This window comes from Patiriisocius sp. (assembly GCF_051252435.1).
Taxonomy (GTDB): domain Bacteria; phylum Bacteroidota; class Bacteroidia; order Flavobacteriales; family Flavobacteriaceae; genus Patiriisocius.
This window is the reverse complement of the sequence record NZ_JBPOFW010000001.1, coordinates 763,569-786,804: the sequence shown is the minus strand read 5'-3', so window position 1 is coordinate 786,804 and position 23,236 is coordinate 763,569. Positions and strand designations below refer to the sequence as shown.

The following is a 23,236-nucleotide window of genomic DNA, read 5'->3' as shown; positions in this document are numbered from 1 at the left end:
TTAGTATAACATACAAATTAAAATATTTTGAAGCGCATAAAATACACTACCCTCATTCTTGTTGTAATTCTAGCGGTAACGGCTTGTTCCCGAAAGAAAAACACATTTTTAAATCGTAATCTTCACGCTGTCTCTACGGAGTACAATACGTTGTTTAACGGTAACAACGCCTTTGATGCTGGAAAAGAAGGTCTTTCATTGGGCTACAAAGATGATTATTATGAAATTTTAACCGTTGAACGCATTGAAGTTGTTGATGAAGTTCAATTGGACAAAAATGGGAAGGATCCCAATTTCAATAAAGCCGAAGAAAAAGCTGTAAAAGCAATTCAAAAGCACTCTATGTTTATCAATGGGCAGGAATATAATCCTCAAATTGATGAAGCCTATATGTTGCTCGGAAAGGCGCGTTATTATGACAACCGCTTTATCCCTGCGCTGGATGCATTCAATTTTATACTCGATAAATATGCAACGAGTAATAACATTAACAATGCGAAAGTGTGGAAGGCTAAAACAAACATTCGTTTAAAGAATGAAGACTACGCCATTGAAAATCTTAAGGAAATGCTTGAGGAATCTGAAATTAAAGAGGATGCCGTTCTAGCAGATGCGCATGCTCAAATTGCACAGGCTTACATTAATTTAGACTCATTGCCACAGGCATTACCGTATATGAAAATAGCTTCGGAAACTGTGGAGGATAACGAACTTAAAGGTCGTTTCAACTTTATAAAAGGGCAGCTCTACGATAGACTGAAAATGCCTGATAGCGCAAATATGGCGTATGATGAGGTTATTGATTTAAATCGTAAAACGGCAAGGGTTTATATGATAAATGCCCACATAGCAAAGGCAAATAATTTTGATTACGATAAAGGTAATAAAGAAGAGTTTTTAGCTTTGTTGACAGACCTTGAAGAGGATAGAGAAAATCGTCCGTTTTTAGACAAAGTTTATAACATGATAGGCGATTATCACCGTAAAAATGATAGTGACAGCACGGCTGTGGCTTATTACAATAAGTCCATTAGAGCATTTAATAATGATTTGACCTTGCAATCCTTCAACTATCAAACGCTTGCTGAAATGAACTTTGATGATGCGGAATATAAAACAGCTGGTGCCTACTACGATAGCACCTTGACCAATCTTGAAGTAAATTCAAGAAGATGGAGAAGAATCACCAAAAAAAGAGAAAACCTTGACGATGTAATAAAATACGAAGATATCGCTACAATGAACGATAGTATTTTAAGACTATCAAATATGAGTGAAGCAGAACGTCTTGCTTATTTTACGGAATATACTGACGGATTGAGAGCCCAAGCAATCGCTGATTCTGTCGCTGCCTCTAAACAAGCAAAAAGAGGAGGCATAACAAATAACGAATTTTTTAAAGGAGGTGCTGTAACTTCTGGCCCAAGCGCTGGTGGGGAAAAATTTTATTTTTACAATCCTTCGACTGTCGCTTATGGAAAAATTGAATTTGAAAAAAATTGGGGAGACAGAACAAATGAAGATAACTGGAGAAGAAGCGCACGCCAAAATTCTGGAATTTCAAGTAATGATGAGATAGAAGATGTTGGAGTGGCTGTTTCAGAATCTGCCTTTTTTGACCCACAAACATATATTGAAACAATACCTTCAGACCCTAAGTTGCTAGATAGCTTGACAAAAGACCGTGACTTTGCTTATTATCAATTAGGATTGATATATAAGGAAAAATTTAAGGAGTATGATCTAGCTGCAAATAGGCTTGAAAAACTACTCACCTACAATCCAGAGGAGCGATTGGTCTTGCCTTCAAAATACAATCTCTATAAAATTTACGTAGAATTAGAAGACGAGTCAAACGCATCAAAATACAAGAATGATATTTTGACAAATCATTCGGATTCTCGCTACGCGGAAATTTTAAGAAACCCAAATACCCAGTTGGCAACCGATGAGTCTAGCCCAGAATTTAAATATAATGCGCTCTACAAAGAATTTGAAGCAAGTAAATATGCCGAAGTAATAAAAAAAGCGGACGAATACATTACCTTATATAATGGAGATGATATTGTTCCAAAATTAGAATTACTGAAAGCGACGGCTTTAGGAAGACAGCAAGGTTTTGAAGCTTATAAAAAGGCATTAAATTTTGTTTCTTTGACTTACCCCAATTCCGAAGAAGGAAAACAAGCACAGCTTATTTACAGCAAAACCTTGCCTCAAATAGAAAATGCAGCTTTCATTCCTGCTGAAGAAAGTACAAAGTTCAAGTTGATTTATGAATTTGAAGCGAATGAGACATCAAGCATATCTGATTTCAGAAAGAAACTTGATGAAGCCATAAAGTTTTATGGTTACGACATTAAATTATATACATCTGTAGATTATTACACACCCGGAAAAGAGTTTGTTGTAGTTCATGGTTTGGATTCTAAACTAGGTGCTGAAGGATTTGGCGATAAACTTGCAAATCCTGCAAAAGAAGCTTCGGCACATAAAATAACAAGAAATTCTTTCGGCATTTCTTCGGAAAATTATAAGATTGTACAAATTCATAAAAACCTCACAGATTATTTAAACCCTGGGATAAAATAAAACGTAGGAAACTCCCCAAAACCTGTAGTATTATGTTATCAGACAAAAAGAATAGAAAACCCAGTAACGTTTCCGGAGAACCTGGAGCAAATCAAAACAGAATCAACGAAGGAACTTCCATTACGGGTGATATAGAATCTACTGGATTTTTTAGAATTGATGGTACCATAAACGGAAATGTAAAAACACCATCCAAGGTTGTTTTAGGAAAAAATGGAATTATCACTGGCACATTGACTTGTGAGCAGGCAGATATTGAAGGTACATTTAATGGTACGTTGACAGTGACCAATCTTTTAACATTGCGCTCTTCGGCAAACATTGAAGGCGATGTTGTGGTCGGAAAACTTGCTGTAGAACCCGGAGCAACATTTAATGCAACCTGTTCAATGGGAAATGATCATCTAAATGGGGCTGCGGTAAACTCAAATACCAAAAAAGAAAGTCCTTTTGATCGTTCTAATAGATCAAAAAAGACGGGAGCTGAACAGCTCAACTAATAATGGCTGACAAAAAGAACAACAGTGTGAGGCGATGGGCTATCTTGAGTGCTATAGCCATACAAATGGGCGTCATCATCTATCTTTTTGTACAATTGGGTAAATGGCTGGACGCCACTTACAGTGATGGAAAGATGTTTACCATTATATGTACACTTGCAGGAGTTGCTATTTCTTTAGTGCTTGTAGTGAGACAGACAAATCGATTAAATTCTTGAATCGACGCGAATGAGTTTTTCTGGGGGTAAATTTTTATTATTTCTTTTAGCAATTTTAATAGTTGTATTTGGTATACATATAGGGTTGCTTTTCACATTTAATAAAGCGCTATTTGGTAATATGATTATAACTTCATATTTAATCAATTATGTGTTGGCTGCTTTGCTGTTGTTGATTGTGAAACTCAATATTAAAAAAGAATCCTCAAACACAGCCTTTATTTTCCTTGCGATAAGCGGTCTCAAATTCATTGTTTTCTTTGTTGAGTTTTATCCGTATTATCAAGAAGATGGTATCATGCAACGTATTGAGTTTGCAGCTTTTTTTGTGCCGTATGCCACATGCCTCATCCTTGAAGTATTCTATCTTTCCAAACAGCTTAATAATCAGGACTATTCGAAGCCGATTTCCGAAGAAAAAAAAGAAATAAAATAGTTTTTTGTTTTTAGGGATTAACTGTATTTTTGCACCGATTTTAAGGACACCTTTAATTTGTCTAGAAATGCAGAAAAAAATAGTGGTTAGATTACTTACGGTTTTATTAATGGCAACATCTATTTCAGGATTTGCTAAAGAGGCTTCAAAAGTTGCAGCTCAAGGGGGTGACACAAAAGCCGAAAGAAAACAAGAAGTGAAGGATTATGTAGCGCATCACTTGCTTGATTCGCATGATTTTGGATTATATTCTTACACGGACGACTCAGGTGAAGTACATCACGTAGGATTCCCGTTACCTATCATTCTTTGGGACGGTGGCTTGAAAGTTTTTTCTTCATCTAAATTTCATCACGGAGAAACTGTTGCTGAGGTTGATGGTAATTATTACAAAATTGACCATGCAAAAATCTATAAGACGGATGCTACAGGAACGCTTAATTATGATGAAGATGGTCACGCGACAAATGCAAAACCTTTAGACCTTTCTATTACAAAAGGTGTTTTCATGATGTTGTTGACATCAATTTTAATGATTTTACTATTTAAAGGACTTGCATCTAGCTACGCTAAAAATGGCGGAATTGCAAAAGGCGTTGGTCGATTTTTCGAACCAATTGTATTGTACATTAGGGATGATATCGCTATCGCAAACATTGGCGAAAAAAAATACAAAAAATACATGCCATTCTTATTGACCGTATTCTTTTTCATCTGGTTTTTAAATATGTTTGGCTTAACTCCATTGGGGGTTAATGTAACTGGAAATATAGCTATTACAACAGCATTGGCATTAATTGTTTTCTTAATTACAACATTTACAGGAACTAAAGATTACTGGAAACATATTTTTGACCCACTAGGTGATGGAATGCCATGGGCAGGAAAGATATTTATTTATATCATACTTGTTCCTATCGAAATTCTAGGATTGTTCATTAAGCCATTTGCCCTTTTAATTCGTTTGTACGCAAACATGACCGCGGGACACGTAGTATTAGGGAGTTTAATTGGTTTGATTTATATTTTCCAAAATTGGATAGGTGGAACACTTTCTTTTGGATTGGCATTCGCCATTTCTTTGATTGAAATTTTAGTAGCATTATTACAGGCATACATTTTTACAATGTTAGCTGCGCTTTACTTCGGTTTTGCGAGTGAGACGCACGACCACGCTGAAGAACACGAAGGAGAGATTGCACATTTATAATAGTAAGTGTTTTAAGGTCCACACTATATAAAGGACTTTGCAAATTTTGAATGTTTAATTTTTAATTATATATATTATGACAATTCCAATGATTGTACAAGCAGGTGGAACAGTAATCCCTTCTATTATAGGAGCAGGATTGGCAGTAATCGGTGCCGGTATTGGTATCGGTATGATTGGTGGGAAAGCTATGGAAGCTATCGCACGTCAGCCAGAAGCTTACGGAAAGATTCAAACAGCAATGCTTATTGCAGCGGCGCTTATTGAAGGTATTGGTTTCGCCGCGATTTTCGCAGGGTAATCAAAAAAGATAACACAGCGCTGTAACGGTTGGTTGCAGAGCTGTGTTTCTATTAAAATTTAGCATACTTATTTCTTCGGAAATTTCAAAGAAGTTTCTAATATTTAGAAACGTAAACATATAGTATAACCAAAAAGATTCCCACCAATGTGGGAAGTGAATATGGAAAAATTAATAAACGAATTTTCAGTAGGCCTTTTCTTTTGGCAAGCAGTAGTATTTATTTTATTGCTTTTATTGCTTCGCAAATTTGCATGGAAACCTATTTTAGGTGCTGTGAACGAGCGTGAGCAAGGAATTAAAGACGCATTGGATAGTGCAGAAAAAGCAAAACTTGAAATGCAAAATCTTCAAGCTGATAACCAAAAGTTATTGCAGGAAGCAAGAGCTGAGCGTGAGTCAATGATGAAGGATGCAAGAGAGATAAAAGCTAAAATGATTGCTGATGCTAAAGAAGAAGCACAGGAAGCTGCTAACAAAACAATAGCAAATGCACAAGCAACAATTGAAGCCGAAAAGAAAGCAGCTGTGGCAGATATCAAAGCACAGGTAGCAAACCTTTCAATTGAGATTGCTGAAAAAGTTGTGAAAAGTGAGTTGTCAAACAAGGAAAAGCAAATAGCACTTGTTGACACTATGTTGAACGACGCAACTTTAAACTAAGTTTAATTAAACAGTTATCCAGACAGAATTGTTTGGACGATAAATATGAGCAACAGAGCAGCCATACGATATGCAAAAGCAGTTTTGGATCAAGCCAACGAAGCCAGTTTAGGTAGCGTTGTTTTTGGCGATATGAAATCTGTTCAAGACACCATTGCTGGAAGTAAAGAATTACGAAATGTTTTAGCAAGTCCTATTATTAAAGGAGAAGATAAACAAGAAGCATTGATTAAAATCTTTGAAGGTAATAGCGAAGTTACTAAAGGATTAATCCAAATTCTTACAGCAAACAAACGTATTAATTTATTGAGTGGTGTAGCTTCAAGTTACATTAATCTTTATAATGATGCGCAAGGTGTTAAAGTAGCACAGGTTACTACAGCAGTAGCTTTAACTCCAGAGTTGGAAGCAAAAGTACTTGCCAAAGTAAAAGAAATGACGGGTAGTGACCAAGTGACTATCGATAATAAAATTGACGAGAGTATCATAGGAGGGTTTATCCTTCGTGTTGGAGATTTGCAATACAACGCAAGCATCGCAAACCAACTTGGAAATTTAAAAAGAGAGTTTACAAAGTCTCTATAATGCTTCGGAAATGTATCAAGTATCAACTTGATATTTTGAAAAAACATTATAGTGCATTTTAAAATAATAAAGGTGTCGGGTTTTTATATTTCGGCAAAAACGAAATAACAAGTACAATTAACTGATTGATTTTAAATGGAGTATGAAAGCTCAAATCTAGAATCTCAAATCTAAATAAAAATGGCAGAAGTTAAACCAGCTGAAGTTTCAGCAATCTTAAAACAACAACTTACCGGTTTTGAAGCAACAGCTTCACTTGATGAGGTAGGAACTGTATTAAATGTAGGTGATGGTATTGCACGTGTTTACGGGCTTGCTAACGCACAGTACGGAGAATTGGTAGCGTTTGAGGACGGTATGGAAGGAATCGTATTGAACCTAGAGGAAGATAACGTAGGGGTTGTATTGTTAGGTCCTTCAAAAGGAATTATCGAAGGTGCTACTGTAAAACGTACACAACGTATTGCTTCGCTTCAAGTAGGTGAAGGTATTGTTGGACGAGTTGTAAACACACTTGGTGAGCCTATCGATGGTAAAGGTTCTATTGAAGGTAAAACGTATGAATTGCCACTAGAGCGTAAAGCACCGGGTGTAATTTATAGAGAGCCAGTAACGGAGCCATTACAAACAGGTATTAAGTCTATTGATGCGATGATTCCTGTTGGTAGAGGACAACGTGAGCTTGTTATTGGTGACCGTCAAACAGGGAAGTCAACGGTTTGTATTGACACCATTTTGAACCAAAAAGAATTTTATGATGCTGGGGAACCAGTATATTGTATATATGTTGCCATTGGACAGAAAGCATCTACGGTAGCAAACATTGCTAAAGTACTTGAAGAAGCAGGTGCATTAGCCTATACTACTATCGTTGCGGCAAACGCGAGTGATCCTGCATCGATGCAAGTATATGCTCCTTTTGCTGGCGCAGCAATTGGTGAATATTTTAGAGACACGGGTCGTCCTGCATTAATTATCTATGATGATTTATCAAAGCAAGCCGTAGCATACCGTGAGATTTCGTTATTGTTACGTCGCCCACCAGGACGTGAGGCATATCCTGGGGATGTATTTTTCTTACACTCAAGATTGTTAGAGCGTGCGGCAAAGGTAATTAATGATGATGCTATTGCAGCAAACATGAATGACCTTCCAGAAGTTTTAAAGCCTATTGTAAAAGGTGGTGGTTCATTAACAGCACTTCCTATTATTGAAACACAGGCAGGTGACGTTTCGGCATATATTCCTACAAACGTGATCTCTATTACAGATGGACAGATTTTCCTTGATGGTGATTTGTTTAACTCTGGGGTACGTCCAGCGATTAATGTAGGTATTTCGGTATCTCGTGTAGGTGGTAATGCTCAGATTAAATCGATGAAAAAAGTATCAGGTACTTTAAAACTGGATCAAGCTGCCTTCCGTGAATTAGAAGCGTTTGCAAAGTTTGGTTCTGACCTTGATGCAGCTACATTGAATGTAATTGAAAAAGGAAAACGTAACGTAGAAATATTAAAGCAAAACGAAAACACACCTTTTACGGTTGAAGATCAAATTGCAATTATCTATGCAGGTTCTAAAAACTTGTTGCGTAACGTACCTATTGATAAGGTAAAAGAATTTGAAAGAGATTATTTAGAGTTCTTGAACACGAAACACAGAAGTACATTAGATACATTGAAAGCAGGAAAATTAACAGACGAAGTAATCGACACATTGACTACTGTAGCTGCTGATTTGTCTGCGAAATACAAAAAGTAATTCCAATTCCCACAACTTTTAAATAAGTCGTGGGAATTGTACTAAGATATTGTCACCCTGAGCTTGTCGAAGGGCTTTTATAACAGATGTGATTTTAAATCACTCTTTAATTAAAATGAATGGCGAATTTAAAAGAAATACGTAACAGAATCCAATCCGTTGGGTCAACGATGCAGATTACCAGTGCCATGAAAATGGTATCTGCCGCAAAGTTGAAAAAGGCACAAGATGCGATTACCGCAATGCGTCCTTATTCTGAAAAATTAACCGAGTTATTACAAAATCTAAGCGCAACCTTAGATGCTGATAGCGGAAGTACTTTTTCAGAACAACGTGACGTAAATAAAGTTTTGGTTGTTGCCATTACTTCAAACCGTGGACTAGCCGGAGCTTTTAATACAAATGTTATTAAAGCATCTGTAAAATTAGCGAACGAGACTTTTGCTGGAAAGCAAGTAGATTTTGTTACCGTTGGAAAAAAAGGAAACGATATCATCAAGAAAACAGGAAAAGTTATCGAGCATAACGTGGCCATTTTTGACGAACTTACATTTGATGCCACTGCAACAATTGCTGAAATGTTGATGGATAAATTTAAAGAAGGTGCTTACGACAAAATATACGTTGTTTACAACCACTTTAAAAACGCAGCAACACAAGAGGTAATGACTGAGCAGTTTTTACCCATCTTGCCAAGAAAGCAGGAAGAAGTTGAAACGGCAGGAACAAATATCAATTATATCTTTGAACCGTCAAAAGAAGAAATCGTTGAAGGATTGATACCTAAAAGTTTAAAAACTCAATTGTTCAAGGCTCTTAGAGATAGTGTTGCAAGTGAGCACGGTGCGCGTATGACAGCGATGCACAAAGCAACTGACAATGCAACTGAGTTAAGAGATGCACTTAAGTTACAATATAATAAAGCACGTCAAGCTGCTATTACCAATGAAATCTTAGAGATTGTTGGTGGTGCAGAAGCATTGGCCGGATAATCATCCTCAAATAAAAAATTAGAAACCTCTCAAGTTTTAAAATTTGAGAGGTTTTTTATTTCTCAGCCTTTTTCTTCGGAAATTTTAAAAAGGATATACTACTTCGAGGAATTAAATACCTGATTTTTTGGAATACAATATTTCCATTAACCATCGGAATAATAATTGATGTAATTTTTGTCTACCCTTAAAACCAACCAACTATGAAATTTCAACCACTGTTACTAGTTTGCGTTTTGTTTATTTCGGCCACTGCCATTTCTCAACATCAAAAAGGAGACTGGATGCTTAATATTTCGGCTTCGCCTTATCCTACAGAACAGAATAATGGAAAAGATTTTGGCATTGTTGGACTTACGGGGATGGAATTTTTTGTTTCAGATAAAGTTTCCATAAGTGGAAATCTGGTGCTCTCAGACAATAGTACTTTTAAGAATGAAAGTAATATAGAAGCTACTTCCTATAGTATTGTGCCTAGTGTGCAGTACTATTTTTTAAATCGCTCAAAATTAAACGTGTTTGGTCATGTGGGTTACGGACTTGGATTTAAAAGTGATACGAGCACACCGCTAGACAACGAGGCTTTACGCATTTACAGTGTGGGTCCTGGCGCTCATTATCGCATCAATGAAACTTTATGGGTCAAACTCTTTTTGCCATACTTTAATGCAAAGGATATAACATTTGACCAAAACGAAGCAGACGGAGTCGCCGTGTTCATTGGTTTACAATTTAAATTGTAATTTTAGTCAATGCAAATACTCAAAAATTATACGTCAATAGTAGCGGTTTTTATTATAAGTGCCGTATTTATACAATGTGGCACCGCACAAAAAGAAACATCTAAAATGGTTGAAAATCCACCCTTCATTATTACCGAAGCTACTTATCAAACTTGGGTTGCCGGAATACAAGGAGGTGGCGCGGGAACTTACGTAGTTATTACATTTGGTAGTATTGACAGCAATGTTGAAATCAATAATTTTTACTTCGGAAATTTTAAGGCATCGGCAAAAATGCAGCCTAATAATAGCTTACTCTATCGGGCAAATGTTTTAAATAACACCAATAATGAGCGCTTAATGAATATTGATCCAAAACAGGAAACAAATACATTACCGCAACCTAAAAGCCAATTTGAATTGGAACAGGGAAATGCGATTATAGAATATAATTTTAAGGGTAAAACCTATTTCCATAAAGTGACTAAAATGATTGAAAAGTCTCCTTTAGCATATCCAAGTGCAAATCCTAATGGGAGAGGTAATTAAGTAGTTTGAAATCTCCTGATTTCTACGTTCGTTTTTCTATTTTTACCCACCTAATGCACTCCAACTTTGTCCGTCTTTAAAAAACTTTTTCAGCAAACTTTTATTTATGGCTTGGCTACGGTATTGCCGCGCGCGTTAGCGATTGTTTTGGTGCCATTATATACATCTGTACTTGCGCCTTCAAGTTTTGGTATTTATGCCACATTGATGTCTTACATCATCTTAGGAAACGTTTTACTTTCCTATGGAATGGAAACCGCTTTTTTTAGATTTATAAATAAGGATGATTCAAAAAAAGGAATCGTTCAATCGACTGCGCTTACTTCGTTAACGGTGACCTCATTTTTATTTTTTGCGATTACTTTTTTAATGAAAGATTCGCTGGCGATTTGGTTAGATTTTAAGCCTGAATATATTTTATATGCATTGCTCATTTTGTTGCTCGATGCCCTCGTGGTATTGCCATTTGTTTGGTTGCGCGCAAATGAAAAACCTATGCGATATGCAGTGATAAAAATTTTAAATGTGTGTGTCAATTTGGGAGCAAATCTATTCTTCTTTTTAGTCCTTCCAGAATTAGCCGAAAGCAATTCAGAGAGCTTTTGGGCCAGTATTTTTTCCGAAGAAAATAAAGTGGTGTATGTATTTATTTCAAATGTCATCGCGAGTGGATTTACGTTACTGCTATTATTACCGTTGTATCTTAAAATCAAATTCGGATTTGACAAAACCATTTGGAAGCAAATGCTCAAATATGCATTTCCAGTATTGATTGCGGGCATTGCATTCTCCATCAATGAAGCTTTTGATAAAATTTTGCTGAAATATTTATTACCCGAAAACATTGCAGAAAAAGAAGTAGGCATCTACGCGGCCTGTTATAAATTGGGTGTATTTATGACCTTATTTGCCACAGCGTTTAGATTAGGGATTGAGCCGTTTTTCTTCAATCATGCTGGGCACGAAAACGCGAAAAATACGTATGCGACGATTACAAAATACTTTACCATCTTTGGGAGCTTTATCTTACTTTTTGTTATCGTCTATATTGATTTTTTCAAACAATTGCTCATTAGTGATAGCCAATATTGGGAAGCATTATGGGTAGTGCCTTTTATTTTGTTGGCCAATTTGTGCCTTGGGATTTACCACAATTTATCGGTCTGGTACAAAGTGACAGACAAAACAAAATACGGAGCATATATTTCCATCGTTGGAGCAATAATTACGCTTGGGGTCAATTTTGCCTTGATACCTATTATTAGCTACAAAGGTGCTGCAATTGCAACGTTGGCAGCGTATGCTACGATGATGTTTTTGTCGTATTTCTACGGAAAAAAGCACTATCGCGTTCCTTACGATTTGAAAAAGATAGGTGGTTATGTTGTGCTTTCGGTGTTATTTTCAGGTTTGGTGTTTTATAGATTTGACCGAAATATCTACCTTGGGACTGCGTTATTATTGGTATTTTTGTTTGTGGTAATTGTTTTGGAAAAAGACGATTTCCGAAGGATTTTAAAGAAATAAAAGCATGGCCGTACCCATAAAAATCATAAATAAATCGAATCATCAACTACCGAGTTATGAAACAATAGCGAGTGCGGGAATGGATATTCGTGCCAATGTAATAGAATCCTCTACGCTAAAACCATTGCAACGTGCTATTGTTAAAACCGGTCTTTATATAGAATTACCAGTAGGTTATGAAGCGCAAGTACGCCCGCGAAGTGGCCTTGCCGCAAAAAAAGGGATAACGGTGTTAAACAGTCCAGGAACGATTGATGCAGATTACCGAGGAGAAATTGGCGTAATCTTAGTAAACCTTTCAAATGAGGATTTCACCATTGAAAACGGGGAACGCATCGCTCAATTAGTAATCGCAAAACATGAACGCGCAGTTTTTGATGAAGTTGAAATGCTTTCGGAAACAGATCGTGGTGAAGGAGGTTTTGGTAGTACTGGGGTGAAATAAATGCATTGTTATTATATCTTTAGACCATGAAAACATTACAAGAAATTAAGGACATTATTGCGTCAAAAAAAGAATATCTTTTTGACAAGTATCCTTTGGTATCTATAGGAATATTTGGCTCTTATGCTCGTAACGAACAAAGCGAGAATAGTGATGTTGATATAATTGTGGATATTAATGCCAAAATAGGGTCTAATTATTTCATACTTGCTCGAGACTTAGAGGAAATGCTTGGGCTGAAAGTGGATTTAGTTTCTTTGAAAGGAATTAAAGAAAAATACAGAAATGCCATAAGCGCAGATATCAATTATGTCTAAAAGGGAAGACATATATTTACTTGAGGATATTATTGAAGCAATTCAAAAAATCAAAGAATACACTCATGAGATAAACTTTCAAGACTTTATAGAAAACACAATGATTATTGATGCCACAATTCGAAATTTTGAAATTATTGGAGAGGCATCAAATAGACTTTCAGAAACTTTAAAGACTAAAGATTCTTCTATAGAATGGATTAAATTATCTGGTTTCAGAAATAGGTTGATACATGAATATTTTGGGGTTAATCTAGAATTAGTTTGGGAAATAATACAAAGTGATATTCCAGAATTAGATTCTAAAATAATTTTAATAATAAATAATAAGTGATACCCGCCTTTCGCGGAAATGAAAATTACATAAAATAGACACTCGTCTTTACGAGCAATAAATATGAAAATAATAGTCCCAATGGCAGGTCGCGGAAGTCGTCTTCGCCCACATAGTTTAACAGTACCAAAACCATTAATCCCGGTAGCTGGAAAACCTATCGTTCACCGATTGGTAGCTGATATCGCCGGTGTTTTAAATCAAGACATCGAGGAGATTGCTTTTATATTGGGTGACCCTGCGTTTTTTGGGGATGATGTTGTGGAGAGTTTAAATGAACTTGCAGCGGAGCTTGGCGCAAAAGCAAGCATTTACCGTCAATTGGAGCCAAAGGGAACTGGACACGCCATTATGTGTGCTGAGCCATCATTGAGTGGTCCTGCAGTAATTGCGTATGCAGATACGTTGATTCGTGCTGATTTTGACTTAGACAAAGAGGCAGATGCGGTAATCTGGACAAAAAAAGTTAAAAACCCAGAGGCGTATGGCGTAGTCAATCTCAACGAAAAAGAAGAAATCGTTGAGCTCGTCGAAAAACCCGAAACCTTTGTAAGCGATCAAGCAGTAATCGGCATTTATTATTTTAAGGATGTTTCGGTTCTTAAAAAGGAATTGCAATTTGTATTGGATAATAACATTATCAACGGTGGTGAATACCAGATAAATGATGGCATTAAACGCATGATGGCTGATGGAAAAATTTTCAAAACGGGAACCGTAAGTGAGTGGATGGACTGCGGAAATAAAGAAGTAACCGTTGAAACCAACCAACGAATGTTAGGGTTTTTACACGAGGCAAATGAGCCGCTAATTTCAGAAAAAATAATTACTGAAAATAGTGAAATCATCAAACCATGTTTTATTGGCGAAGGTGTTGTTTTAAAAAATAGCGTTGTTGGGCCATTCGCATCTATCGGTAAGGGTACGGTTATTGAAGACAGTACCGTTAAAAATAGTATTATTCAAACAAACACGACTATTAAAAACGCTGTTTTAAGTAACGCAATGATAGGAAATCACGCTCATTTTGATGGTAATTTTACAAACGTGAGCATAGGCGATTATTCGCAGTTAAAGTAATATTCAGTTAAAAACTACTCTTCCTCTGGGAGAGTCGAAATAGGTAAGCTTTTGCGCAGCATGTTTCGGTGAGGGTCCTTTTTTATGAAACTAAAATATATATTCATAGCTATTTTCTTCGGAAATTTTATATTTCCGACGACGGTTTTTGCACAAGAAGATGAAGAACCAACGGACGACTTAGGAAACGTTACTGATGCTTTTCAAGAAAACTTCTACGAGGCATTAAAACAGAAGTCAATTGAGAATTATGAGCTGGCGATTAAAGCATTGGAAAAAGCAAAGGCTGCTTCGAAAGGAAATAAAGAAGCGGATGCGATTGTATATTTTGAATTGGCAAAAAACCAAACCGAACTCAAATATTATGATACCGCTGAGGAAAATTACAATAAAGTATTACAAACAAATCCAGACAAATTAGAAGTGCTTGAGGCTTTGTACGACCTGTATTACTTAAAGCGGGATTATGATAAAGCGATACCACTAGTGGAGCGATTGAGTGTCATTGATGAGGATTATAAGGAAGACCTTGCTAACCTTTATAGCCGAACCAAACAATACAATAAGTCATTGGCTATTCTTGATGAACTCGATGAATCTTGGGGAGAAAGCACATACCGAAATGCACTGCGAAATCAAATTTATAAAGTTACCGGCGATAGCCAAGGTGCGATAGAAAATCTTGAAACCAAAGTAGATAAAAACCCTAAAAACGAGAGGGATTACCTTAATTTAATTTATCTCTACAGCGACGAAGAAAATACAGAAAAAGCTTTTGAAACCGCAAAAGAGCTTCAAAAAAACATCCCTAAAAGCGAATTAGTGCATCTTGCACTTTACAAGTTTTATCTCGATGAAAGCAATGCGGAAGAAGCTTTAAAATCGATGAAAGTCGTTTTTAAATCTGAAGAAATCGACAAAGAAAGTCAGTATAAAGTTTTAGGAGATTTTTTAACTTTTGTTGATGATAATCCACAATACGAAACCAAACTTGAAGAAACGGTTTCGCTTTTTTCAAAACAAAATAACGGGCAGGTTTTTGAAAAATTGGGAGATTATTATGTGACAAAAGAAAATAAAGAGGCAGCATTAAAGTTCTATGAAAAGGGGATTAAACTTGATGCAGATAATTTCAGCTTGCTCAAAAACACATTATTGTTGCAAATAGATTTTGGCAATTTTGAAGCCTCAAAAAAATTGAGCGAAACAGGTTTAGAAGTTTTTCCGGCCCAACCGTTAGTTTATTTATTACACGGAGTTTCGTTGAATAACTTAAACGATTTTGATGGCGCTTTAGAAACACTCGACGCAGGAATTGATTTTCTTTTTGATGACCCAAAAATGGAGAAAGATTTCTATGAGCAGTTGAGTATTGCACACACGGGAAAAGGCGACACAAAAAAAGCGAGCGAATTTGCAAACAAGGCGGCGGCGATACAAATTTCAAATTAAGTAGATGAAAGTAAAAATAATTTTGGTTATAGGTTTAATGTCGCTAATTTCCGCTTGCGGAAGTACAAAAGCAGTGAAAGGAACTGCGACAGCTTCACCAACAATGACGACAAAAAATTTGATGAAAGCTCATAACGGAGCAACGCAAAATTTTAATACACTTGCCGCAAGACTTCAAGTAAAATATGAGGACGACAAACAATCGCAGAGTATCACTACGAGCGTGCGGATGGAAAAAGATAAGGTGATTTGGATAAAGGCGTCTATTCTTGGAATAACTCTCGCAAAGGTTTTAATTACCCCAGAAAAAGTGAGTTTCTACGAGTCCATCGACCGCTCTTATTTTGAAGGAGATTTTGCATTATTGAGCGACTTATTAGGTACTGAAATCGACTTTAAACAAGCACAAGCTATTCTTTTAGGCAATAGTATTTTGCCTATTACTGGAGCAAATTTCACCACGCGCGTGGTTAATAATAAATATGAGGTTACTCCAAAACAGCAGAATCCACAAATGCTTTTAACGCTACTTTTCTACCCAGATAATTTTATGGTAGCTCAAGAAACCGTGTCTCAACCTCAAAAGGGCCGAAATCTTGAAGTTACCTACGGAAATTTTGAGATCATTGAAAATGATTATTATCCATCAACCATTAATGTGCGAGCTACTGAAAATTCTAGTTTGACAAATATTGAGATGAATTATAAAAAGATTGACCTCAATGTTTCGGTGACTTTTCCGTTTGATATTCCAGAGGGCTACGAAAAAAGAACCCTAGACTAGCTATGAAATTACGCGCATTACTTTTTTGTTTTTTGTTTTTCGCAGGCGTTAGTTCCATGTTGTCGCAATCAAAGAAGCAACAACAATTAGAGGAGCGACGACAGCAAATTCTTGACGAAATTAAACAAATCAATACTTTGTTATTTAAGACCCGCGGTGAAAAGAAGTCGGTTTTAAGTGAAGTAGAGGACATTGACCAACGTATAAAAGCACAAGAAAACTTAATTCGGGTAACGAATCAACAAGCCAATTTACTCACTCGCGAAATCAACGATAATACCACTCAAATTTCAAATTTAAGGGATGAGTTAACAGAGCTCAAAGAAGATTATGCTGCGATGGTGCGGAAGTCCTATAAAAGCAAGTCGCAACAGAGTAGAATCATGTTTTTGTTGTCTTCTCAAGACTTCTTGCAGGCGTATAAGCGCGTGCAGTATATGAAACAATATGCCAATCACCGTAAAAAACAAGGGGAGAGTATTAAAGAAAAAACAGTACTTCTACAAGATTTAAATCAAGGCCTGATAGAACAAAGAAAACAAAAGGACAAACTCATTGCTGAAAATAAAATAGCCAAAGCAAATCTAACAAAAGAGAAAAAAAATCAAGAAGCACTTATTGCTACATTGAAAAAAGATGAAAGTGGTTTTGCAAGTAAAATTCAACAAAAGCAAAAGGAAGCAAATACCATTGAAAAGGAAATAAATGACATTATAAGAGCCGCAATTGCAGAAGCTAATAAGAAGACTGTCAAAGCAGGAGTAGAGACCAAGGCTTCTTTAAGTGGAGGTTTTAATCTAACTCCAGAGGCTGCGGCATTGGCAAAAGATTTTAAGAACAACAAAGGAAGACTTATCTGGCCTGTTGAAAAAGGTGTAGTTGTTAATCGCTTCGGGAAGCATAAACATCCTCAATTTCCTAATGTTACATTAAATTCTAATGGCGTTGAGATTGCAACGAGTACCAATGCAAATGCCCGTGCGATTTTCAATGGTGAGGTATTAAGTATTATGCAATCTAAAAACACGAACAAAGCTGTAATGGTTCGTCATGGAGACTATATTACTATTTACTATAATCTAGCCACTGTAGCAGTTAAAAAGGGAGACAAAGTTTCTAGTAAAGATAATTTAGGTACAATTTTTACGCATCCTACCACTGGGAAAACGGTACTTAAATTCTTTGTGACCAATGGTGGTACCTATATGAATCCAGCAGATTGGGTGTATAGAATGTAAAATGGCATAAATAAAAAAGGGACTCACATAATGAGTCCCTTTTTTTAAATTTAAGCTCCATTTAAGCTTTCTATTATTTAATCAGTAGCTTTTTAGTTTCAGAAATTCCTTGTGATGAAATAGTCACAAAATAAAGCCCTGAACTAAATCCTGCAATATCTATCACAACTGTTGCGTTTCCGCCTATTTGTTGCTTAGAAACACGTTTAACAATCTGTCCTAAACTGTTAGCGATTACTATTGAAGCATCAGTTGCTGTTTCATTTGTCAATTTGATATTTACAATTTCAGAAGCTGGATTAGGGTATAGTGTAATTTCTGAAAGAGGATTATCATTTACACCTAATATTGATGTCAAGTTGATATTGTCAACAAAGGTTCCGTTTCCGTAGCCATTAATATTGATAAATCTAAATTGAGCTACTTCACCAATATAGGGAGATAAGTCAATTTGTTCATTTCTCCAATCGTCATCGCTTTCTGGCTCCCAAATTCCAGTTTCGTAACCTGGTAAGGTTGATAACTCAAGGTTCTCTTTATCATATATAGTCGTAAAAGTTCCACCACAATCAATAGAAACCTCAACGCGCAATCCATCAAAAAGTGATGATGAGTATTGAGCTTTTGCTAAATCGAAGGTGAGTGAGGCGGTACTCACATCTGTAAGGTCAAAAATTTCAGTAGCAAGAATATCTTCTTCTCCGGGTGCATTATAATTATAATTATCTACAAATGCAGTAGATGTATTAGAGCCTGTACTTCCCACAATTCCATTTGCTTCTGTCCATGTTTCGTCTTCATCGTCATTGATGATTGACCAACCCGCTGGCGGAACTCCACTGGTCTCAAAATTTTCTTCAAAGTCTAAAGCCGTAGCTTCGGTAATAGCGAAGAAGTCTAACGTAGCTTCATTATTACTTGGGTTTTGATCGCCTGTTAAATCTACGGAAATCGTCAGTGTATAAGCACCCGCAGCAGTAATTGAAAGAGGTGTAGCAAAATCAAAATCAACTTGTTCACCAGAGGCGATTGTTGCAGTAAAAGTTTCAGTAACTGCTGCTTGACCACTTAATTTATAGGTAACATCAAAATTACTCTGAGAATCGATACCCGTATTACGAATTACCGCAGAAACAATTACGTTTGTATTTCCAGAACATACTGTTGAAAAGTCACCTACATCATTCCCTACTTCAATAACGCCTATGTCATTAGGTAATGTACAGTTGAGTAATCCACCTGTGTGACTTACAGCGATAGTTCTTCGAGAAGACCAGTTTTCGGTATCATTTTTAGCTACGATTGCTGCCCACATAATAGCTGTTGGGTCTGAAATAGGAACCGTAATTGTGGTTGTGGTTGAATTTCCAACTACTTCCATATACTTTGTCCCTAAAAGATATACATCATACGATTCTGCATCTGCTAGCGCATCCCAAACAAAAGTAACTTCCTCTGGGCAAACTTGTGAAAATGAGAACCCTTCTACTTGATTTGTAACGGAAAAGTTAGCATCGCTATCGTCTGTAAATGCACCACTTGAAACTCTTATTTGTGCTGCTCCAGTAACTGTCGCAGGAACATTCCATCCATAGTTAGTAGTTCCGTTTGGCACTGTTGCAATTGCTGTCCAACTAGTCCCTTCATCTGTAGAATATTCTAATTCAAAATCTGCAGTCGTATTAATTGCATCCCAGTGGATTGATTCGGTCTCACCCGCTACAAAACTTTCACCGCCGTCAGGATATGTAACAGTTATGTTTTCTGTGATGATTTCATAAACAACAAAATATTCTTGAGGTCCCACAGGCACGTTAAATCCTGAAACTTCAATAGTATAATCTCCAGCAACTGGATTATTAATTAGTACTTGTTCAACATTGTTTAAATGATCTACACCAGTAGTAGCAGGATTATCAAGAGTGGCTGCATTAGGTGTTGGGTCTAAAATCCACGGTTGTCGTTGAACACCAATAGGGTCTCCAACTTCTAAATCAAGGTCATTCACTAATGCTGGATTTGCCCCAGCTGATGCTTGAACATCACTCCAATACACCATAAAACGCACCTGAGTTGTTCCTGTTGGAACTGCAATCGTATGATTGTTAGTTACCCCTTGTGTAATATTATCACTTAAATATCTATTTTCTTCAATGACTTTAGCCGCTCTTAGCCCATTGACAATTCCCCAACCGAATTTATAATCAGGACCTATATTTCCAGCTTCATTTGCGGTATTCAATAATGCCGCTTTTATTAACGCCGATTGCGGTAAAGCACCACCGTTTAAATTTCCGTAGGCCTCATACAATTGAGCCGAAACTCCCGCAATCCCAGGAGCCGCTCCAGACGTACCCCCAAAAGACATGTATTCATTGTTTTCGTCGGTAGAGTTTTGATTTTGCCCATTTGCAGCAATGTCTGGTTTAATCCTCCCGTCGTGTGCGGGTCCTCTACTGCTTGAATTTACAAGAGAACCATCAAAAAACACATTGGCAGTAGCAATTACATTTTTACCTTGCTTGTGTCCTCCAGTGATATTTCCCCATTGATTCCCCGCACCATAACCACAGTTGCTATTATTTGAATTCCCAGCAGAAAAAACATGCAATAAAGAAGGAATATCTTTGGTCTGTTCGTCAACTCTGCTTGTAATTGTTGTATACCCGTCGTTACAACCATTACTATAGGATGAGTTAGTGATTTGTACAGTTCCATCATTAATTCTTGAGGTTGTAGCTGCGTCTAGAAAGTTTGCTTGATAGTCAACAATATATACGTCTGAACCTGCAGCCATTCCTCTCATCATGGGGTCAAGGTTTCCTGCTCCCGTCATAATACCTGCAACACCGTCTCCGTGTGTTGGGCCAAATCCTCCTGCGCTACTGTTATCTATACGACCCTGAAAATCAATATGTGGCCCTACGCTTCCATCATCTCTGACCATCACGCCAATGCCTTCTCCTGTGTAATTTCTTCCCGCAGTAGTTTGCGTATCAAGATTGCTTGACCTGTGTAAGCTTCTTCCTCTCGTGTCATCTTTAACATCTGGAGCAACTATTAGTTCCACCCATTTTACGAATGGTAGGTTAGATAGCGTTTCTAAGCAATTATTTGGAATAGAAAGGTCAATAACGTTGTGTCCTTTGTATTCTTGTTGTACTGCTATCTGCTGTTTAGATAATTCGCTAATTACATAATTAGAATTGGCGTGTTTCTGAAATTCCAATGTAACAAGAATGTTATCTCCATTTAAAGCATACGCTGGGTAAGGAGGCATCTTTAAAGCCGAAGATAATTTATACTGCCCTTCTATTGGAACAATAGCTCTAGCACCGTTATCCTTTAAAAACTGAACTGGAGTGTTTTCGGGGAAATAAAACTTATATGCTTTATTTGGGAGATATTCTAGTAGCTCAAAACCTCTCCTTTTAAATTCATCTTGAATATTTTGAGTGGGAGTTTCAAAAAATTGAATCCAACCGTAGTAGCCATTTTCAAATTTTGAAGATTCGGGCATGTCGCTCCATTGAAAAGAATCAATGTTTTCCTCAATGACTAATACTTCATCTTGAAATTGTATAGTGTAAGAGGATTGGGCAAATAAAGTCATGCTAAATAATAGCACAAACAGCGTAGTTGCTTTTTTCATTTTTTTTGAAATTATACATATGCCATAAAAATTGGCATACAATTAATGTAATCTCAAAAATAACGAATAGAGTTGGTTGCGAATGAGGATATTAGTTAAAAACATCTCAGAAAAAACTCATAAGTATATTTTAATTGTGCTTTTTACTCTAATCAAACAAGGCTTTCAACTCGGTAGCCGCTTCTGGTTTTATTTTACCGGCAAGTAATAAACTCAATTGTTTACGGCGTAAAGCCGCGTCATAACGTATTTTTTCTAACTCACTCTCAGGAGTTAATGGTGGTACAGGGACAGGGTTTCCCATTTCGTCAACAGCAACGAATGTGTATATACCTTCGTTAGCTTTACTACGTATGCCGCTTTCTCTATCTTCAATCCAAACATCCATAAAAACTTCCATAGAGCTTTTAAAAGAACGGGATACTTTTGCCTCAACGGTCACAACACTCCCCAATGGAATCATTTTATTAAAAGCCACGTGGTTTACAGATGCCGTTACCACAATTCGCCTACTATGTCTACGTGCGGCAATACTAGCAGCACGATCCATACGCGCTAACAACTCTCCACCAAACATATTGCCAATAGGGTTGGTTTCGCTAGGTAAGACGAGGTCAGTAATTGTAGTACACGATTGAGAAGGGGTCTTTATTTCCATGTTTACTGCCCGTAAAGACGGGTAACATTAGTTTAATTTAAATTTTGAGCAAAGGTAAGCACTTCAACACAATATTAAACAGATATTAAAACTCAGAAGTTTATTATTGGATAGTTAAACTTGATGAAAAGAGTAAAGAAAAAAATTTAAGTCGAAAATTAGTTTTTCAACTCTTTCACTAACAGCCACGCGTCTTTATTTTCTGTGCGTTTGATGTTGCGGAGGGAAGCAAGTGCCTCTAGGCGATTTTCATAACTAGCATACACAACTTGATGTAAGCCGTATCTATTTTCGCCAATGAGCTTAGCGGTAAATCCTTTTTCGTGAAGTTGTCCTACTTTTTTTGTGGCATTTTCTTCCACCCTAAAAGCGCCAGCAACAATATGGTATTTTCCTGTTTGTTTTGGTACTGCAACATTAATCGTGGGCAGTGGATTTGAAATCACAAAAGTTGCTTCTTGGATTTGCTTTTGAACAAGCGTTTCAGCCTTTTGTTTTTGAACAAAATTATGATCTTGAACACCCTTTTCATACAATTTCATCCCGCCAAGTCCAGCGATAGCAATTGCTATTAAACCTACTGCTGCATATTTAATGTATGGCGTAGTTCGTTTACGAGGAGTAAATAATAATGGTGTTTCGGTTGTTTCGGCTTCGGAAATAGTAGTTTCAATAGCACGGCTAACTTCCGAAGAAATAAACGTTGTCAACCCAAAAGAACCAGCATCAAAGTTTTTATTTCCTGTAGGTATAAATTGAACTGTACGCTCATTATTTAATGAAAAATCTCCAATGTTTTCAAGCGAAACCGTTTTGCCTTCACTCAACTCTAAAGAAAGCTTTCCGGTAAAATTTCTTATTTTTTGAAGCGCCACCTCATAACTACTTCCTTGTACACTTGCTACATAATTGGCCAAAAGCCCATCGTTTGTTTGTAATTGTCGATTGAAAGAAATAGATTTTCCCGGAGGATAAAATGTATGTGTTTCAGTGTCAATTGTAGCCGATGCGTAATGTGTTAAAAAAGCCCCAAACCCAGGGATGATCACACATTCATAGCGGTAAAGTAAATCTTGTATGTAGGTTGATAATTGCACTAGAACAAATATACTTTTTTTTGTTTTTTAATCCTTTTTCGCAGGCGCAACTTATTAACAACACAAAAATATGTATCTTGAAAATCTCCCCTTTTTATACTAAAATGCCTCAATTTTTAAAGG

General features: G+C 36.7%; 23 protein-coding genes. 20 read left to right on the top strand and 3 right to left on the bottom strand.

Translation table 11 applies throughout. The features are described from left to right. Positions 1-27: 27 nt before the first annotated feature. From ACSHW7_RS03550 to ACSHW7_RS03455, 20 genes are all read left to right on the top strand, one after another. Positions 28-2,592 (top strand): tetratricopeptide repeat protein, encoded by a 2,565-nt coding sequence (locus tag ACSHW7_RS03550; RefSeq protein WP_435677935.1) that lies wholly within the window; start codon positions 28-30, stop codon positions 2,590-2,592. Positions 2,593-2,624: 32 nt separating this feature from the next. Next, positions 2,625-3,092, top strand: coding sequence for a bactofilin family protein (locus tag ACSHW7_RS03545; protein ID WP_435677934.1), 468 nt, complete (start codon positions 2,625-2,627; stop codon positions 3,090-3,092). Between the two features lie 2 nt (positions 3,093-3,094). Beyond that, on the top strand, positions 3,095-3,310 hold the full coding sequence (locus ACSHW7_RS03540) for an AtpZ/AtpI family protein (RefSeq protein WP_435677933.1): 216 nt from the start codon (positions 3,095-3,097) through the stop codon (positions 3,308-3,310). A gap of 121 nt (positions 3,311-3,431) precedes the next feature. After that, positions 3,432-3,746, top strand: coding sequence for a DUF6168 family protein (locus tag ACSHW7_RS03535; RefSeq protein ID WP_435677932.1), 315 nt, complete (start codon positions 3,432-3,434; stop codon positions 3,744-3,746). Between the two features lie 67 nt (positions 3,747-3,813). Beyond that, positions 3,814-4,956 (top strand): F0F1 ATP synthase subunit A, encoded by a 1,143-nt coding sequence (gene atpB / locus ACSHW7_RS03530; RefSeq protein ID WP_435677931.1) that lies wholly within the window; start codon positions 3,814-3,816, stop codon positions 4,954-4,956. A gap of 88 nt (positions 4,957-5,044) precedes the next feature. Next, positions 5,045-5,257, top strand: a complete 213-nt coding sequence (gene atpE, locus ACSHW7_RS03525; RefSeq protein ID WP_121906582.1) for an ATP synthase F0 subunit C — start codon at positions 5,045-5,047, stop codon at positions 5,255-5,257. 162 nt (positions 5,258-5,419) lie between these two features. Beyond that, on the top strand, positions 5,420-5,920 hold the full coding sequence (locus ACSHW7_RS03520; protein ID WP_435677930.1) for a F0F1 ATP synthase subunit B: 501 nt from the start codon (positions 5,420-5,422) through the stop codon (positions 5,918-5,920). Positions 5,921-5,965: 45 nt separating this feature from the next. Next, positions 5,966-6,505, top strand: a complete 540-nt coding sequence (gene atpH, locus ACSHW7_RS03515) for an ATP synthase F1 subunit delta (RefSeq protein WP_435677929.1) — start codon at positions 5,966-5,968, stop codon at positions 6,503-6,505. A gap of 180 nt (positions 6,506-6,685) precedes the next feature. After that, entirely contained in the window at positions 6,686-8,266 is a 1,581-nt protein-coding gene (gene atpA, locus ACSHW7_RS03510) for a F0F1 ATP synthase subunit alpha (RefSeq protein ID WP_435677928.1), read from the top strand. Between the two features lie 119 nt (positions 8,267-8,385). Further along, the gene (atpG, locus tag ACSHW7_RS03505) at positions 8,386-9,258 is read left to right on the top strand and encodes an ATP synthase F1 subunit gamma (RefSeq protein ID WP_435677927.1); all 873 of its coding nucleotides are present in this window, start codon (positions 8,386-8,388) and stop codon (positions 9,256-9,258) included. 203 nt (positions 9,259-9,461) lie between these two features. Beyond that, entirely contained in the window at positions 9,462-10,001 is a 540-nt protein-coding gene (locus tag ACSHW7_RS03500; protein ID WP_435677926.1) for an outer membrane beta-barrel protein, read from the top strand. 9 nt (positions 10,002-10,010) lie between these two features. Further along, positions 10,011-10,529: a hypothetical protein gene (locus tag ACSHW7_RS03495; protein WP_435677925.1), complete on the top strand. Its 519-nt coding sequence runs from the start codon at positions 10,011-10,013 to the stop codon at positions 10,527-10,529. A gap of 66 nt (positions 10,530-10,595) precedes the next feature. Next, complete coding sequence (locus ACSHW7_RS03490) at positions 10,596-12,056, top strand: oligosaccharide flippase family protein (RefSeq protein WP_435677924.1); 1,461 nt, start codon at positions 10,596-10,598, stop codon at positions 12,054-12,056. 4 nt (positions 12,057-12,060) lie between these two features. Further along, positions 12,061-12,501, top strand: a complete 441-nt coding sequence (gene dut / locus ACSHW7_RS03485; RefSeq protein ID WP_435677923.1) for a dUTP diphosphatase — start codon at positions 12,061-12,063, stop codon at positions 12,499-12,501. A gap of 26 nt (positions 12,502-12,527) precedes the next feature. After that, positions 12,528-12,818 carry a nucleotidyltransferase family protein gene (locus ACSHW7_RS03480; RefSeq protein WP_435677922.1) on the top strand — a complete coding sequence of 97 codons (291 nt, stop codon included), beginning with the start codon at positions 12,528-12,530 and terminating at the stop codon, positions 12,816-12,818. Continuing rightward, entirely contained in the window at positions 12,811-13,152 is a 342-nt protein-coding gene (locus ACSHW7_RS03475) for a HepT-like ribonuclease domain-containing protein (protein ID WP_435677921.1), read from the top strand. The genes ACSHW7_RS03480 and ACSHW7_RS03475 overlap by 8 nt, the downstream gene beginning before the upstream one ends. Positions 13,153-13,215: 63 nt before the next feature. Next, on the top strand, positions 13,216-14,232 hold the full coding sequence (locus ACSHW7_RS03470; RefSeq protein ID WP_435677920.1) for a sugar phosphate nucleotidyltransferase: 1,017 nt from the start codon (positions 13,216-13,218) through the stop codon (positions 14,230-14,232). Between the two features lie 84 nt (positions 14,233-14,316). Then, entirely contained in the window at positions 14,317-15,684 is a 1,368-nt protein-coding gene (locus ACSHW7_RS03465) for a tetratricopeptide repeat protein (RefSeq protein WP_435677919.1), read from the top strand. 4 nt (positions 15,685-15,688) lie between these two features. Next, positions 15,689-16,468, top strand: coding sequence for a DUF4292 domain-containing protein (locus tag ACSHW7_RS03460; protein ID WP_435677918.1), 780 nt, complete (start codon positions 15,689-15,691; stop codon positions 16,466-16,468). Between the two features lie 2 nt (positions 16,469-16,470). Continuing rightward, entirely contained in the window at positions 16,471-17,706 is a 1,236-nt protein-coding gene (locus ACSHW7_RS03455; protein WP_435677917.1) for a murein hydrolase activator EnvC family protein, read from the top strand. A 73-nt stretch (positions 17,707-17,779) separates the two neighbouring features. Here the strand turns inward: ACSHW7_RS03455 and ACSHW7_RS03450 are convergent, their stop codons facing one another. From ACSHW7_RS03450 to ACSHW7_RS03440, 3 genes are all read right to left on the bottom strand, one after another. Then, the gene (locus ACSHW7_RS03450) at positions 17,780-21,358 is read right to left on the bottom strand and encodes a S8 family serine peptidase (protein WP_435677916.1); all 3,579 of its coding nucleotides are present in this window, start codon (positions 21,356-21,358) and stop codon (positions 17,780-17,782) included. A 148-nt stretch (positions 21,359-21,506) separates the two neighbouring features. After that, positions 21,507-22,016, bottom strand: coding sequence for an acyl-CoA thioesterase (locus tag ACSHW7_RS03445; RefSeq protein ID WP_435677915.1), 510 nt, complete (start codon positions 22,014-22,016; stop codon positions 21,507-21,509). Between the two features lie 158 nt (positions 22,017-22,174). Beyond that, positions 22,175-23,113: an SPOR domain-containing protein gene (locus tag ACSHW7_RS03440; protein WP_435677914.1), complete on the bottom strand. Its 939-nt coding sequence runs from the start codon at positions 23,111-23,113 to the stop codon at positions 22,175-22,177. Positions 23,114-23,236 lie beyond the last annotated feature (123 nt).

Bases quoted from the DNA above. Each gene is read 5' to 3' on its own strand.
- ACSHW7_RS03545 (WP_435677934.1), top strand. From the start codon at position 2,625: ATGTTATCAGACAAAAAGAATAGAAAACCCAGTAACGTTTCCGGAGAA.
- ACSHW7_RS03540 (WP_435677933.1), top strand. From the start codon at position 3,095: ATGGCTGACAAAAAGAACAACAGTGTGAGGCGATGGGCTATCTTGAGT.
- ACSHW7_RS03535 (WP_435677932.1), top strand. From the start codon at position 3,432: ATGATTATAACTTCATATTTAATCAATTATGTGTTGGCTGCTTTGCTG.
- atpB (WP_435677931.1), top strand. From the start codon at position 3,814: ATGCAGAAAAAAATAGTGGTTAGATTACTTACGGTTTTATTAATGGCA.
- atpE (WP_121906582.1), top strand. From the start codon at position 5,045: ATGATTGTACAAGCAGGTGGAACAGTAATCCCTTCTATTATAGGAGCA.
- ACSHW7_RS03520 (WP_435677930.1), top strand. From the start codon at position 5,420: ATGGAAAAATTAATAAACGAATTTTCAGTAGGCCTTTTCTTTTGGCAA.
- atpH (WP_435677929.1), top strand. From the start codon at position 5,966: ATGAGCAACAGAGCAGCCATACGATATGCAAAAGCAGTTTTGGATCAA.
- atpA (WP_435677928.1), top strand. From the start codon at position 6,686: ATGGCAGAAGTTAAACCAGCTGAAGTTTCAGCAATCTTAAAACAACAA.
- atpG (WP_435677927.1), top strand. From the start codon at position 8,386: ATGGCGAATTTAAAAGAAATACGTAACAGAATCCAATCCGTTGGGTCA.
- ACSHW7_RS03500 (WP_435677926.1), top strand. From the start codon at position 9,462: ATGAAATTTCAACCACTGTTACTAGTTTGCGTTTTGTTTATTTCGGCC.
- ACSHW7_RS03495 (WP_435677925.1), top strand. From the start codon at position 10,011: ATGCAAATACTCAAAAATTATACGTCAATAGTAGCGGTTTTTATTATA.
- dut (WP_435677923.1), top strand. From the start codon at position 12,061: ATGGCCGTACCCATAAAAATCATAAATAAATCGAATCATCAACTACCG.
- ACSHW7_RS03480 (WP_435677922.1), top strand. From the start codon at position 12,528: ATGAAAACATTACAAGAAATTAAGGACATTATTGCGTCAAAAAAAGAA.
- ACSHW7_RS03475 (WP_435677921.1), top strand. From the start codon at position 12,811: ATGTCTAAAAGGGAAGACATATATTTACTTGAGGATATTATTGAAGCA.
- ACSHW7_RS03470 (WP_435677920.1), top strand. From the start codon at position 13,216: ATGAAAATAATAGTCCCAATGGCAGGTCGCGGAAGTCGTCTTCGCCCA.
- ACSHW7_RS03465 (WP_435677919.1), top strand. From the start codon at position 14,317: ATGAAACTAAAATATATATTCATAGCTATTTTCTTCGGAAATTTTATA.
- ACSHW7_RS03460 (WP_435677918.1), top strand. From the start codon at position 15,689: ATGAAAGTAAAAATAATTTTGGTTATAGGTTTAATGTCGCTAATTTCC.
- ACSHW7_RS03455 (WP_435677917.1), top strand. From the start codon at position 16,471: ATGAAATTACGCGCATTACTTTTTTGTTTTTTGTTTTTCGCAGGCGTT.
- ACSHW7_RS03450 (WP_435677916.1), bottom strand. From the start codon at position 21,358: ATGAAAAAAGCAACTACGCTGTTTGTGCTATTATTTAGCATGACTTTA.
- ACSHW7_RS03445 (WP_435677915.1), bottom strand. From the start codon at position 22,016: ATGGAAATAAAGACCCCTTCTCAATCGTGTACTACAATTACTGACCTC.